This window comes from Actinoplanes sp. ATCC 53533 (assembly GCF_003947245.1).
The window spans coordinates 1-13,066 of the sequence record NZ_QHHV01000238.1 but is presented as its reverse complement, the minus strand read 5'-3'; the positions used below and the strand labels follow the sequence as shown (position 1 = coordinate 13,066).

Below are 13,066 nucleotides of genomic sequence, written 5' to 3'. Positions count from 1 at the left end.
CCTGGACAATCCAGGCCTCGGCCAGCTTGCGTGCTGTCCTCGGTTCGACATCGTTGCGGATGAGGAGAACGGAGATGGCGCTCCGGGTGGCATCGACGTTGGCTGCCAGCAGGTCGTAGGCCCGAATGGCTCCGGTGGCGTCGGACAGCGGTCGTCCGTGTAGCCGGCAACTTGCGATCAGTCGTTCGGCCATGGGAAGGAGGAACGCACCATGCCCGCAGGCCGGCTCGATGGCGACGCGGTCGGCCAGTGAGTCAGTGGCGTTGTAGCCGACCAGGTCGAGGATCAACTCGACTACCCATCGGCGAGTGAAGACCTCTCCGTGGTTGTCGAGCGGATCGGGCTGCTGCGTGGGCGACAGGGGAGACTCCAGGTTGCTGAACAGGCTGAGCTGCCTTTGATTCCGGGGCCTCCGAGTGTAGGTGCTCCCGGATGGAGACCTGGACGACGCGGCGGTAGCACCAGCTTGTTCGAACATACGTACAGTCTGACGGAGGGATAGTCTCATGTCTAGTGGGCGTGTGACATCTGCTTTCGGTTGGGGGCTCAAGTCAGCATGACAGCGGGGTCGCGGCGACACTCCGAAGAACACGCGCGGTACCATTGGGACGAGATAGTTATTGACTTGGCGCAGCACCAACGGGCACCCGCCGCCCCAACCGCCGACCCGCGTGGCACTACCTCGGGAGGGGTTGAGGTATCACCATGGGCGACGCCGTCACGTACCTCATCATCGATGGGGAGAACATCGACTCGACCTTGGGTCAGCAGATCCTGGAGCATCGGCCCAATCCCGAGGAGCGGCCGCGCTGGGAGCGCCTGCGGCAGTTCGCGGAGGACCAGTGGGCGCAGCCCGTCACGGCCCTCTTCTTCCTCAACGCGTCATCCGGAGTGTTGCCGACCCCGTTCATCCGGGCCCTGCAGTCCATGGGTTACCGGCCCGTTCCGCTGTCGGGTGCCCCGGGCCAGAAGGTCGTCGACATCGGGATCCAGCGCACGCTCGACGCGATCGGCCGGCGGTCCGGAGACGTGCTCCTGGCCAGTCACGACGGCGACTTCCTGCCGCACATCAGCCCGCTGCTGGCAGGCGACGATCGCCGGGTCGGCGTGGTGGGCTTTCCCGAGTTCTTCAACGCCGGCTTCGCCAACCTGGTCGAGAGTGGTCTGATGCTCTTCGACCTGGAGTTCGACGCCGACTGCTTCACCAGCGTCCTCCCGCGGGTGCGCATCATTCCGGTCGACAGTTTCGACCCCGAGTCCTTCCTGTAGGGCGGGCAGATCCGAGTGGCTGAGTTGCTTTTCTCGTACGGCACGCTGCGGCAGCCCGCGGTGCAGCAGTCGCTCTTCGGGCGGGCCGTGCCCACCGCCGACGACGTGCTGCCCGGCTTCCGGCTCGATGTCGTGGTCATCACCGATCCGAGGGTCGTCGCCACCAGCGGGTCCGACCGGCATCCCATTCTGCGCCGGGGCGGCGACGGCGATTCGGTCGACGGCGCCTGCCTGGAGCTGAGCCCGGCCGAGCTCGCTGCCGCCGACGAGTACGAAGTGGACGATTACGTGCGGGTGCCGGTCACGCTCGGATCCGGGCGGCCGGCTTGGGCCTACGTGGCCGTGGAGTAGACCCGCACCTCTACCGTCGGATCATGGATTCCACATACCCGCGCGCCGTTCTCGCGGCCGTCACCGAGGGCCTGCTCAGCGGTGCCTGGGTGGCGGTCGGCGAGTTGCCGGTCCGCGAACGCCGGCTGGTTCGCGCCGGTTCGGTGCTCAGTTTGTTCGCCGTCGCGTCCGTCAGTGCCCGCGGTGAGTCCGGTGAGCCGGATGAGCCGGAGCCGACCGCCGAGCAGTATGCGGCGTGGGACGTCGACAAGCGGAAGCTCGCCTTCGCCGCGGCCGGGATCGCGCTCTCGGTGGGCCTGATGGTCGGGCGGCGACAGCTCGAGCAGCGGTGGCTCGCCGCCCTGGCCCGCGACGGCCACCCCCACCCGCATCGGGCGCTGGCCCTGCGGATAGGGCTGCTCACCTTCGCCGGGACGCTGCCCGGCCGGCTCGTCAAGGTGCACGAGGGGCGCCGCCCGCGCTGATCCGGGGTTTGACCTCAACCCGAGGTGAGGTTCTAAGTTCTGGCGGTGAGCGTAGCCAGCGAGACCCGGCGGGCCGGCCTGCTGCGGCGGCCGTATGTCCTGGCCACCGTCGGCGCGTGGAGCCTGGTCTTTCTGGCCGCGTTCGAGTCCCTGGCGGTCACGACGATCATGCCGGTCGTCACCGCCGACCTGGACGGGCGCGGTCTGTACGCGCTCGCCTTCTCCTCGACGCTCGCCGCCGGTGTCGTCGGCATGGTCGCGATCGGGTCCTGGGCCGACCGGCGGGGCCCGGCGGTGCCGCTGTTCACCGCGATCGCCGTGTTCACGGCGGGTCTCGCCGTCGCCGGTACGGCCACGGCGATGCCCGTCTTCGTGGCCGGGCGCTTCCTGCAGGGCCTCGGCGCGGGTGGCCTGACCGTCGCCCTGTACGTCCTGGTCGCGATGGTCTATCCCGCCGCGCTGCACATCAGGATCTTCGGTGCGTTCTCGTCCGCCTGGGTGCTGCCGTCGATGGTCGGGCCGTTCGTCGCCGGGTTCGTCGCGGACACCCTGAGCTGGCACTGGGTCTTCCTCGGGGTGGTCGTGCTGGTCGCTGTGGCGGGGGCGCTGATACTGCCCGCCGTACGCGGTCGGGATCGGGCCCCGGCCGACCGGGTGCCGGCGTCGGCCGCGGACGCGCGCCGGGTCGCCGAGGCCGCGGTGGTCGCGGTCGGCGTGGTGGCGCTCAGCTCGCTGGGTGAGCTCGAACCGGCCGCCGCGTGGCTGCTGGCGCCGGTCCCCGTCGTGGTGATCGGTTTCGCGCTGCGCGACCTGGTGCCGCCGGGCACGTACCGGATCCGCGCCGGCCTGCCGGCGACGGTCGTGCTCTGTGGGGCCGCCGGCGGGGTCTTCTTCGGCACGGACGTATACCTGCCGTTGTTGTTGCACGACCGCTACGGCCTGCCGGCCTGGCTCTCCGGCATCACGCTGACCGCGGGCGCGATCGCGTGGGCGCTGGCCTCCGTGGTGCAGGGCCGGCTGGGCGACCGGCTCGATCCGGGTACGGCGATCCGCGCCGGCGCCGCGCTGCTGACGGGCGGGGCGGCCCTGGAGTTGGCGACGGTGGTCCTGCACTTGCACCCCGGGGTGGCGGCGGCCGGCTGGTTCGTGGCCGGCGGGGGCATGGGCACGCTGTATCCACGGATCAGCGCGCTCGTGCTGGCCCTCTCGGCGCCGGGCGAGGAGGGCTTCAACACGGCGGCGAAGAGCATCACGGAAGCGGTCGGCGGCAGCGCGGCCCTGGCGGTTTCCGGGCTGCTCTTCTCGCTGGTGCCGTTCGTCGGCCCGTTCGTCTTCACCACCGCGCTCGGTGTCGTGACCGTGCTGATCGGCCTCCGCGTGGCGGCGAGCCGCTGAGCGCTCAGCGCAGGGCCGGGAAGACCGTGCCGGCGATCACGGCGCCGACCAGGGCGCCGGCGATCACCTGGGCGCTGGTGTGCGCGGAGAGGCGGACCCGGGACCAGCCGGCCAGCAGCACCAGTGGCACGCAGAGCAGGGCGAGCGGGCCGTAGATCGCGGTCAGGGTGGCCGCCGTGCCCGCCGCCACGCCCGCGTGGATCGACATCTTCCACCAGTGCGTCACCACCGTGAACACCACCAGGCCCACGCCGCCCGCGGCCAGCAGGGCCAGCACCTCGCGCGGGGCGCCGAGCAGCGCCAGGGCCAGCAGGCCGACCGCCACCGAGGCGATGCCGAACAACAGCGGGATCCGGCGGTGTTCGCGTTCCGGGATGTGGTGGCTGCTCAGCCGTCCCTGCCGGACGCCGCGCAGCACGTGCGCCAGCGGGATGCCGACCGTGAACAGCACTCCCGGCAGGCCCCACCAGCGGGACACCCCGGGCTGGTCGCCGGCGTGCCAGCCGACCACCAGCAGCAGGCCCGCGACCAGGACGGCGGGGGCGAGGACCTCGGAGGCGATCCGGGCGGCGCGGTCGGTGATGGGCACATCCCATGATCGCAGCCGGTCAGGCGGCCGGTGCCAGCGCCTCCGCAGCGAAGTCGTACGGGCGCAGCCAGTCGTGGATGGCCTTGAGCGGCTCGGGGTCGAGCCTGTACATCCGTCGCCGGCCGACGTCGCGGACCTGCACCAGGCCGACCTCGCGGAGCACGCGCAGGTGCTTGGAGACCTGGGGCTGGGCCAGGCCGAGCAGCACGACGAGGTCGTTGACCGGTCGCTCGCCGGCCGCCAGCAGGTCGAGGATCTGCCGTCGCCGGGGCTCGGCCACCGCGTTGAAGGCGTCCGTCGTCGTCGCCGCTCGTGCCATCGGCCGATCGTATACCCATAACGGAATGCTTTACGGCGTGGCGGCGTCCCACCAGGACGGCAGGGTGGCCGGGGTCCAGCCCGGCGGTGGCGTGAAGTCCAGCCAGGTGCCGTCGAACGGGAAGGTCGCGGTCTCGGCCAGCTTGCCCAGTCGCTCTCCCTCGGCGCGAACGGCCGCGGCCTGCGCCGGGTCCAGCGTCACGAGGTCTTCCGCATCCTTGAAGAACCACGAGCGGTCGGCCGTGACCAGCACGTCCAGCGTCTGGTCGTGCGAGTCGACGCCGCCGGACCAGCGTCGCGCCGGCGTCTCGAGGTTGGCGTACCAGCCGGCGAAGGTGCCGTCGGCCAGCCAGCTCCACGAGACGGAGTGCGGTGCTCCGGGCGGCAGGAGCAGCAACGAGCGGAAGTCCTCGCGGCGCACGGGAGACAGCATCGTCGGCAGTGCCAGCTCGTCGGCGACCGGCAGGTGCCGGGTGGGCGCACCGGCCAGGTCCGTCCGCCGCATGGCTTCGGCGCCGATGTCGCTCCAGATCAGCAGCCCACGGTCGTCGTCGGAGACGACCCGGGCGGCCTGGGCGGCGGCGATGCGCAGGTCGCGGTGCAGAAAGCGCCGGACGATCAGCTCACCGGGGTGAAATGTCATGCGGAGAACTCTGGCACGGGGGGCAGCCACCGCCCGCCATCGCCTCCAGGGCCGTCGCGAGCCGGCCCAGATCCAAGCCTTCCAGGTGATCCACGATGTGCCGGCGCACACTCGCCAGGTGGGTCGGCCAGGCCTGGCGGAGCCTGTCGCGGCCGCTGTCGGTGAGCACCGCGTTCAGCCCGCGGGCGTCCCGCTCGCAGCGAATCCTCTTCAGGTGGCCCTGCGCCTCCAGCTTGGCGGCCAGCCGGGTCATCCCGCTCATCGACATGTCGCAGGCGGCGGCGAGCTCGTTCATCCGCATCGCGCCGTGGGCGGACTCCGAGAGGTGCCGCAGGACCGAATATTCACTCAGGGACATGCGCTGCTCCTGCTGGAGGTCCGCGTCGAGGACGCGGGGCATGACCAGCATCAGCCGGCCCAGCGCCCGCATGACCGCTTCCTGCTCGGGGCTCAGCGGGACCACCGGGACGGGCGGCCCGGAGGGCGTGACAGGCATGACAAAGATCCTACGGCCTTGACACCAGGCCTCCCGGACCTATTTGCTTGACGAAGCAAATAAAGTCATCGAGCAACGGAGCCCCTGGTCATGACCAAGATCGGAATCATTCTCGGTAGCACCCGCCCCGGCCGTAACGGCGAGGCCGTCGCCAACTGGGTCCTGGACCTGGCGTCGCAGCGCACCGATGCGGAGTTCGAGCTGGTCGACCTGCTCGACTACCAGCTGCCGCACCTCGACGAGCCGGTTCCGCCCTCGATGGCCCAGTACAGCCAGGCGCACACCCTGGAGTGGGCGGCCAAGATCGCGTCCTTCGACGGCTTCGTGATCGTCACCCCGGAGTACAACCACGCCACCTCCGGCGTGCTCAAGAACGCGATCGACTTCCTCTTCGCCGAGTGGAACAACAAGGCCGTCGGCTTCGTCGGGTACGGCTCGGTCGGCGGCGCGCGCGCCGTGGAGTCGCTGCGCCTCATCGCCGGCGAGCTGATGATGGCGGACGTCCGGGCGGCGGTCACGCTCTCGCTGGCCACCGACTTCGTCAACTACAGCCAGTTCGCGCCCGGTGCGCACCAGACCGGCGCGCTGGCCACCGTGCTGGACCAGGTCGTGGCCTGGAGTACCGCCCTCGCGCCGATGCGCGAGCCGGCGGCCGTCGCTGCCTGACCAGCCGCCGAGGTGAAGACGGCGGGCCGCCGGGGTGAGCAGAGCACCCCGGCGGCCCGCTTCGCGTTCGGCCGGGTCAGCAGCCGACCCAGGTGCGGTTCTTCTTGGACTTCCAGGAGCAGGTGTCGAGCTTCTTGCCCGCGGCGTTGCGCAGCGTCGCGGTGTCGCCGGTGTTGTTCCAGACGTAGTTGCCGCTGCCCCAGTAGATGTTGCGGCCCGACTTGGTGGCCTTGCCGGTGTGCAGCCAGATCCGGCCACCCTTGGCCGCGATCGTGGTGCTGCCGAACGTGTAGACGTGGTTGGACGCGTCGCGGATCGTGTAGCCCTTCAGGTTGACCGCCTTGCGCCCGCTGTTGACCAGCGAGATCCACTCGGCGTTGAGGCTCTTGTTGCTGCGGGTGTCCTTGCCTGGTGAGTCGTACTGGGCGCCGTGGAACCGCAGGCTGGGCGTGGCCGCCGACGCCGGGCCGCTGACCGCGAGCGTGCCGACGAGGGCCATTGCTGCCGTCGCGATGATGCTGACCGTTCTGCGCACCGTACCTCCAGGTGTTGGGTGGGTCGCAGCATTGTCTGCCCGTCGCGGGGCGGCGCTGGGCACGTCGAGTGCGGCGCGTCGGTCCGAAACTGATCACCTGTCGGCGTAGTCGATCACCCGTCGGCGCTGTCGGATAGCCGTCGGGCGGTTCGGCGTCATCCTTTCGGGTGCGGCTGTGATGCTGGTCCGGCGGCGCCGCGGCAGCACAATGCTTTGGTGCTAAACCAGACATCTAGTGATTCCTGGCAGCATCTACTCGAAATGCCGCGAAAGTCCTTCTGGTCGCGGCTGCCATTCGGGGTACGGATGACCACTGCCGGGCTCGGGGTGCTCGCCCTCGTGGCCGGCACCGCGGGCGGAATCGCCGCCCTGACCAGCAACGACACGCGCGTCGTCACCGCCGTCGGGCGGGAGGCACCCGTGGTTGACCTGCCCGCCGGGGAAGCGCCGCCGGCCGACCAAACCGGCCTCGGCAACGGGGCCGTGGGCCACGCGCAGGCCGAGCAGCAGGCCGCCGAGACCCGCTCGGCGCCGGGCGAAGCCGACCGTACGGCCACCCGGGCGCCACGCCGCACGACCTCGGAGGGCCGCAAGGACAGCGCCGTCGCCGCCGCGCCGGTCACTGGTGCCGTCCGGGCCGCACCGCCCGCCGTGGACGCTCCAGCCGCGCCCGAGGTCCGGACCGAGCAGGTCTCCGAGACCGAGGCCATCCCGTTCCACACCAGGCTGGTCCGGGATCCCTCGCTGCCGCCCGGCACCCGGGAGATCGAGACACCCGGCGTGCCCGGAGAGCGGATGTTGCGGTACGAGGTCACCTACACCGGTGGCCGCGAGACGAGCCGCAAGCTGCTCGACTCGACGATCACCCGCGAGCCGCAGGACCGGGTCGTCGCCTTCGGCAACCGGGGGCGCGGCGGCCGGCACGGCGGGCAGCACGGCGGACAGCACAGCGGCGGCCGCGGCGATCGGGAGTGCCGGCTGCTCGGCTCGTGCGTGCGGATGGGGCGCGGCGCGGTGTGCACGCCCAACGACAAGAGGCCGGACGGAAAGTCTGACGCCCGCCAGGAGAGCATCATCGACGGCGATCTGAGCCTGCTCGATCCGTCCGACATCGACGAACTCGAGCTGACCTTGCCCTGCGAGGACAAGAAATAGGGTAAACGGCTGGCGGTCTCGCACCGGGACCACGACACTGCGCCCATGGGCGCATCGTTCGAGGACCTGATCACCGAGGCGGTCGCCGTACCCGTGGCGGGCTGGGATTTCTCCTGGTTCGACGGCCGGGCCACCGAGCAGCGGCCGTCGTGGGGCTATGCCCGGCTGGTCGCCGAGCGGATGGCCGACGCCACCGCGGCGCTGGATGTGCAGACCGGTGGCGGGGAGGTGCTCGCCACCGTGCCGAAACCGCCCGCGCTGCTGGTCGCGACCGACTCCTGGCGCCCGAACCTGCCGGTGGCCGCGCGGCACCTGCGGCTGCTCGGCGCCTCGGTGGTGGAGACCGCCGACGCGCCGGCGCTGCCGTTCCGCGATGCGGCGTTCGACCTGGTGGTGAGCCGTCATCCGGTGCGCACCTTGTGGGACGAGATCGCCCGGGTGCTCCGGCCCGGCGGCACCTTCCTGTCCCAGCAGATCGGCGCGGGCACCAACCGCGAGCTGTCCGAGGCCATGCTGGGCCCGCTGCCGTCGCCGGATCCACGGCACCCGGAGCAGTTGGCCGAGGCGGCGGGGGCGGCGGGCCTGACCGTGCTGGATGTCCGCGCCGAGCGCCTGCGCGTGGAGTTCTTCGACGTCGCCGCGGTGACGTACTTCCTGCGCAAGGTCGTCTGGACGGTGCCCGGCTTCGAGGTCGAGGCGTACCTGCCCCGGCTCCGTGCCGTGCACGACCGGATCCGGGCCGAGGGCGTGTTCATCTCGTTCGCCGAGCGTGTCCTGATCGAGGCGCGCAAACCGACCTGACGTGCGCGAGGATGATCGGTGTGGCGTTGAGTGAAGCGCGGCTGGGCGAGCTGGCGGCCCGGCTGGCCGAGGTGCCGGGAGTGGCCGCGGTGCTGCTGGGCGGGAGCCGGGCCCGCGGCACCCACGCCCCGGATTCCGACACCGACCTGGGCGTCTACTACCACCGGCCGCTCGACGTGGCCGCGCTCGGTGAGCTCGCCCGGACGTTCGGCGGCCCGGCCGCGCGGGTCACGCCGGTCGGCGAATGGGGGCCGTGGGTGGACGGCGGCGGCTGGCTCACCGTGGACGGCGCGGCCGTCGACTGGATCTACCGGGACGTGGATCGGGTCGCCCGGGCCTGGGCGGACGCGGAGCAGGGCCGGTACGCGTTCCACGCGCAGGCCGGCCACCCGCTGGGCGTGCCCGACTTCGCGTACGCGGGAGAGGTCGCCCTCGGGGTGGTCCTGGCCGATCCGGCCGGCGAACTGGCGGCCCTGCGCGCGCGGATGCGGGTCTATCCGCCCGCGCTGCGCGAGGCGCTCGTCGCCGGGTTGTGGGAGGCCGACTTCCTGGTCGGCGTGGCGCGCAAGGCGGTGCCCCGCGGTGATGCCACCTACCTGGCCGGTTGCCTGTTCCGCCTGGCCGGGGTTTGTGCGCATGCCCTGCACGGCGCGGCGGGCCGCTGGCTGATCAACGAGAAGGGCGCGATCGCCGCGGCCGCCGCGCTGCCCGGCGCGCCGCCGCGCTTCCGCCAACGGATGGAGGCCGTCTTCACCGCGGTCGACAGCGATCCGGTGCACCTCACCGCCGCCCTCGACGCCGCCGCCGACCTTGTTCTGGAGACGGCCGACGCGTGCGCCATGATGGCGCGATGACCGCAGACGAACCGACGATCCTCGCCACGAGTGCGGGATTCCAGCGCGGCCCCCGTTACAGCATCTTCGACATGCAGCCGGGGCCGATCCACCACTTCGCCGCCGAGCTGGCCAACGCGGGTGACACCGCGAAGTTCTGCTTCCTGCACCAGGCCATCGGCGATCCCGAGAACTGGATCGGCGCGACCTACGCCGCCTTCGCCCCGACCGGCTACCGTGCGTCGCACCTGCAGCTCTTCCCGATGCCGAACCACGACGACATCCGCGCGCACCTGCTCGCGCAGGACGTGATCTGGGTCAACGGCGGCAGCGTGGCCAACCTGCTCGCGGTCTGGCGGGTGCACGGGCTCGAGGAGATCCTGCACGAGGCCTGGCAGGCCGGAGTGGTGCTCGGCGGCGTCTCGGCCGGCTCGATCTGCTGGCACCAGGGCGGCAGCACCGACAGCTACGGGCTTGAGCTGCGAGCGTTCACCGACGGGCTGAGCTGGCTGCCTTACAGCAACGGAGTGCATTACGACGCCGAGGAGCAGCGCCGGCCGATGATGCACAAGCTCATCGGCGACGGCACCCTGGGCGACGGTTACGCGACCGACAACGGGGCCGGGCTGGTCTACCGCGGCACCCGGCTGGCGGAGGTCGTGGCCGACAAGCAAGGCCCGCTGGGGTACGAGCTCAAGCGGGCAGCGGACGGCTCGGTGACCGAGACGCCGCTGCCCACCCGAGTGCTCAGCTACTAGGCAGAGTCCACTTCTGGTTGGCGGCGCCCAGGCAGTCCCAGATGTGGATCTGCTGGCCGTCGGCCGGGTTGTTCTGGCTGACGTCGAGGCACCGGCCCGACTGCGGGTTGCGCAGGGTCTTGTCCGCCCCCGCGGTCCAGTTCTGCGCGCCCGAGCCGTTGCAGGTCCAGAGCTGCACCCTGCTGCCGTTGGCGGTGCCGCCCGCGGACACGTCCAGGCACTTGCCCAGGGCCTTGACCGTGCCCGTGCTGTTCGCGGTCGCGGTCCACTGCTGGGCATTCGAGCCGTTGCAGGTGTAGAGCTGCACCTTGGTGCCGTCCCAGTTGCTCCCGCCGGCCACGTCCAGGCACTTGTTCGCGAGCCCGACGATCGGGCCGGTGACCGGACCCGGCGGCGGGGGGCCACCGAGTTCCTTGATCCGGATGTTGCGGAACGAGGCGTCGTCCCCGTCGCCGTGGTTCTGCAGTCCGATGTGCCCGGCGAGCGAGCGGACCGGGTCGGTGTTGGTGAAGTCGTTGATCTTCGTGCCGTTCAGGAAAATCTGCAGGTGCTCGCCTTCGACGAGCAGCTCGTAGGTGTTCCACTCACCCGGCGGGTTGAGCGCGGCGTCGCGGGCCGCGAGGTTCGCGGACTGGAACGAGTAGACCGAGCCGGTCGTGCGGTCGGCGGCGTCGGTCGCGTCGATCTGCACCTCGTAGCCGTTGTTCACCGCGGACCACGGATCGGTCGACGGCGGGAAGCCGATGAACACACCCGAGTTGTCGTCGCCGGCCAGCTTCCAGTCCAGCTTCAGCGAATAGTCCGTGAACTGCTTCTGGCTGTACCAGAGCAGACCGAGGCCGCCGGTCGAGGTCAGCGTCGCGTCGGTGTTGGTGAAGGCGCCCGGCCCGGCCTGCGACCAGCCGGTGGTGGAACCGTTGTAGAGCGCGGTGTAACCCGTCTCCGGGCGGCAGTCGGCGTTGGCCGCCTCCGCCGCGTACCGGATGCCGCCGAGCAGGTGGGCCCGGAAGGCCGGGTCCGCGTACGACTCGTTGGTGTGGCCGCCGCCGGTGTAGAAGGAACGGCCGCCCTCGTAGGTCTTGCACCAGACGTGCGGGTGATCGGCGCCCATCCCGCCGCCCGAGTACGAGCTCTCGTCCAACGTGGCCAGCACGTGCGCGGTGGACCGGGGGTTGGTGCGGTAGTTGTACCACTCGTCGGTGCGGTTCCAGCGCTGCGGCAGGTGTGCGGTCGCGGCGTGCGCGCGGTCCTCGACCACGACGGCGGCCGGCTGGATCGCCGGGTGGGAGGCGAAGTAGGCGCCGACCAGCTGACCGTAGAACGGCCAGTCGTACTCGGTGTCGGCTGCGGCGTGCACGCCGACGTATCCGCCTCCGCCGCGGATGTAGCCCTCGAACGCGGTCTGCTGGGTGGCGTTCAGGACGTCGCCGGTGGTGTTGAGGAAGATGACGGCCTCATAGCCGGACAGCCCGGCGGTGGTGAACGCGGCCGGATCCTCGGTCGCGGTGACCGAGAAACCGTTGGCGGCGCCCAGGTCCCGGACGGTCTGGATGCCGGTCGCGATGGCGTCGTGGCGGAAGCCCGCGGTCCGGGAGAAGACCAGCACGTCGTAGGGGTCGTCGGCCGCCGCGGCCGCGACGGCCGGGGCGGGTAGCAGCAGCAGGGCGGCTAGCAGTTTGCCGATCATGGCAGCACCCATTTCTGGTTGGCGGCGCCCACGCAGTCCCAGATGTGGATCTGCTGGCCGTCGGCCGGGTTGTTCTCCTTGACGTCGAGGCATCTGCCCGACTGCGGGTTGCGCAGACTGCCGTCAGCGTGCGCGGCCCAGTTCTGTGCGGCGCTGCCGTTGCAGGTCCAGAGCTGCGCCTTGGTGCCGTTGGCGGTGGCGCCACCGGCCACGTCGAGGCACTTGCCGAGCGCCTTGACCGTGCTGCCCGCTGTGACGGTCCAGGTCTGCGCGGCGGTGCTGTTGCAGGTGTGTAGCTGGATCTTGGTGCCGTCATCGGTGCCGGCGCCGGCCACGTCGAGGCACTTGTTCGCGAGCCCCACGATCGGTCCGATGTGCGCGTCGGCACTGTTCAGCGTGAACGCGTCCAGGTCGAAAAGGTAGCCCAGGCCGCCCGCGAACGTCAGGTACAGCGGGCCGGTCGTGGCCGGGGCGCCGGAGAGCGTGCCGGTGACGTTGGTGAACCAGTCCCAGCTTCCGGTGATCGGAGCCGTGGCTGAGCCGATGATCGTGCCGGTCGGCGAGCCGGTCCGCAGCTGCAGGGTGCCGCCGATGCCGCCGGAGGAGACCCGGGCGGTGAAGGAGGTGGCCCCGCTGAGCCGGTACGGCTCGAACGCGATCCAGTCGCCGTTGTTGACGTTCCCGATGGTCTGGCCGCCCTCGGCCGCGGACTTGGTGATCTTGTCGACGCCGGACGACGTCTTGAAGTGCTCGGCCTGCCGGCGCCGCGGTTGCAGCGTGTGCTGGGTGTGCGTGGTCAGGCCGCCGGCGTCGGTGTACTCCGCGTCGAAGACCGCGAAGATGTTGGCCGCCGAGTCGTGCTCGCCGTCGACCGGGATGGTGATCGTGCCGGTGCAGCCGTTCTGCGAGGTGATCTGGTGACCGTGGTTGTCGTGCCCGAGGACGTAGGTCATCTTCACGGCCGCGCAGTTGATCGAGCTGTCCTCCGGGTCGGTGACCGTGATGGAGAACGGGACGGTGTCGCCGTACGAGAACAGGGCGCCGTTCGGCGGATTGTTGATCTTCACCGTCGGTGCGGTGTTGCCGACCGTGATGGTGACGTTCGC

At 70.9% G+C, this 13,066-nt stretch carries 16 protein-coding genes and 1 pseudogene; 9 read left to right on the top strand and 8 right to left on the bottom strand.

Translation table 11 applies throughout. The annotated features are described in order from the left end of the window. Nucleotides 1–289, bottom strand: a pseudogene (locus DMB66_RS50840) (SAM-dependent methyltransferase); the annotation flags it as partial. A 416-nt stretch (nucleotides 290–705) separates the two neighbouring features. Between DMB66_RS50840 and DMB66_RS50835 the strand changes: the two are divergent. From DMB66_RS50835 to DMB66_RS50820, 4 genes are read left to right on the top strand one after another with little or no spacing between them, the layout of a single operon-like run. Further along, a complete protein-coding gene (locus DMB66_RS50835) occupies nucleotides 706–1,269 on the top strand; it encodes an NYN domain-containing protein (RefSeq protein WP_125811294.1) in 564 nt (187 codons plus the stop codon). Nucleotides 1,270–1,284: 15 nt separating this feature from the next. Then, a complete protein-coding gene (locus tag DMB66_RS50830; protein ID WP_199753122.1) occupies nucleotides 1,285–1,620 on the top strand; it encodes a gamma-glutamylcyclotransferase family protein in 336 nt (111 codons plus the stop codon). 23 nt (nucleotides 1,621–1,643) lie between these two features. Continuing rightward, a complete protein-coding gene (locus tag DMB66_RS50825; RefSeq protein ID WP_125811292.1) occupies nucleotides 1,644–2,084 on the top strand; it encodes a hypothetical protein in 441 nt (146 codons plus the stop codon). Nucleotides 2,085–2,129: 45 nt separating this feature from the next. Beyond that, nucleotides 2,130–3,479: an MFS transporter gene (locus DMB66_RS50820; RefSeq protein WP_125811291.1), complete on the top strand. Its 1,350-nt coding sequence runs from the start codon at nucleotides 2,130–2,132 to the stop codon at nucleotides 3,477–3,479. A 4-nt stretch (nucleotides 3,480–3,483) separates the two neighbouring features. Here the strand turns inward: DMB66_RS50820 and DMB66_RS50815 are convergent, their stop codons facing one another. The 4 genes from DMB66_RS50815 to DMB66_RS50800 are packed head-to-tail and all read right to left on the bottom strand — an operon-like array spanning nucleotide 3,484 to nucleotide 5,525. Next, nucleotides 3,484–4,068: a phosphoesterase PA-phosphatase gene (locus DMB66_RS50815; RefSeq protein WP_233625424.1), complete on the bottom strand. Its 585-nt coding sequence runs from the start codon at nucleotides 4,066–4,068 to the stop codon at nucleotides 3,484–3,486. A 19-nt stretch (nucleotides 4,069–4,087) separates the two neighbouring features. Then, nucleotides 4,088–4,387, bottom strand: a complete 300-nt coding sequence (locus tag DMB66_RS50810) for a helix-turn-helix transcriptional regulator (protein WP_125811290.1) — start codon at nucleotides 4,385–4,387, stop codon at nucleotides 4,088–4,090. Between the two features lie 30 nt (nucleotides 4,388–4,417). After that, complete coding sequence (locus tag DMB66_RS50805) at nucleotides 4,418–5,029, bottom strand: DUF402 domain-containing protein (RefSeq protein WP_125811289.1); 612 nt, start codon at nucleotides 5,027–5,029, stop codon at nucleotides 4,418–4,420. Then, nucleotides 5,010–5,525: a MarR family winged helix-turn-helix transcriptional regulator gene (locus DMB66_RS50800; RefSeq protein ID WP_233625423.1), complete on the bottom strand. Its 516-nt coding sequence runs from the start codon at nucleotides 5,523–5,525 to the stop codon at nucleotides 5,010–5,012. Before DMB66_RS50800 ends, DMB66_RS50805 begins: the two co-directional genes overlap by 20 nt. A 90-nt stretch (nucleotides 5,526–5,615) precedes the next feature. On the opposite strand from DMB66_RS50800, the gene DMB66_RS50795 reads away from it, so the two are divergent. Further along, entirely contained in the window at nucleotides 5,616–6,191 is a 576-nt protein-coding gene (locus DMB66_RS50795) for an NADPH-dependent FMN reductase (RefSeq protein ID WP_125811288.1), read from the top strand. Nucleotides 6,192–6,267: 76 nt separating this feature from the next. Here the strand turns inward: DMB66_RS50795 and DMB66_RS50790 are convergent, their stop codons facing one another. Then, nucleotides 6,268–6,726, bottom strand: coding sequence for a lamin tail domain-containing protein (locus DMB66_RS50790; protein WP_233625422.1), 459 nt, complete (start codon nucleotides 6,724–6,726; stop codon nucleotides 6,268–6,270). Between the two features lie 306 nt (nucleotides 6,727–7,032). Between DMB66_RS50790 and DMB66_RS50785 the strand changes: the two genes are divergently transcribed. From DMB66_RS50785 to DMB66_RS50770, 4 genes are read left to right on the top strand one after another with little or no spacing between them, the layout of a single operon-like run. Beyond that, the gene (locus DMB66_RS50785) at nucleotides 7,033–7,881 is read left to right on the top strand and encodes a G5 domain-containing protein (protein WP_158647630.1); all 849 of its coding nucleotides are present in this window, start codon (nucleotides 7,033–7,035) and stop codon (nucleotides 7,879–7,881) included. A gap of 45 nt (nucleotides 7,882–7,926) precedes the next feature. Next, on the top strand, nucleotides 7,927–8,682 hold the full coding sequence (locus DMB66_RS50780; protein ID WP_125811286.1) for a class I SAM-dependent methyltransferase: 756 nt from the start codon (nucleotides 7,927–7,929) through the stop codon (nucleotides 8,680–8,682). Nucleotides 8,683–8,702: 20 nt separating this feature from the next. Next, the gene (locus DMB66_RS50775; RefSeq protein WP_370320903.1) at nucleotides 8,703–9,536 is read left to right on the top strand and encodes a nucleotidyltransferase domain-containing protein; all 834 of its coding nucleotides are present in this window, start codon (nucleotides 8,703–8,705) and stop codon (nucleotides 9,534–9,536) included. After that, entirely contained in the window at nucleotides 9,533–10,273 is a 741-nt protein-coding gene (locus tag DMB66_RS50770) for a peptidase E (protein WP_125811284.1), read from the top strand. The genes DMB66_RS50775 and DMB66_RS50770 overlap by 4 nt, the downstream gene beginning before the upstream one ends. On the opposite strand, the gene DMB66_RS50765 is transcribed toward DMB66_RS50770, so the two are convergent. Together DMB66_RS50765 and DMB66_RS50760 are read right to left on the bottom strand one after the other, a co-directional pair. Further along, nucleotides 10,263–11,960 (bottom strand): ThuA domain-containing protein, encoded by a 1,698-nt coding sequence (locus DMB66_RS50765; protein ID WP_233625421.1) that lies wholly within the window; start codon nucleotides 11,958–11,960, stop codon nucleotides 10,263–10,265. The genes DMB66_RS50770 and DMB66_RS50765 overlap by 11 nt on opposite strands. Beyond that, a partial coding sequence (locus DMB66_RS50760; protein ID WP_125811282.1) for a ricin-type beta-trefoil lectin domain protein occupies nucleotides 11,957–13,066 on the bottom strand: 1,110 nt, incomplete at its 5' end. The genes DMB66_RS50765 and DMB66_RS50760, both read right to left, overlap by 4 nt.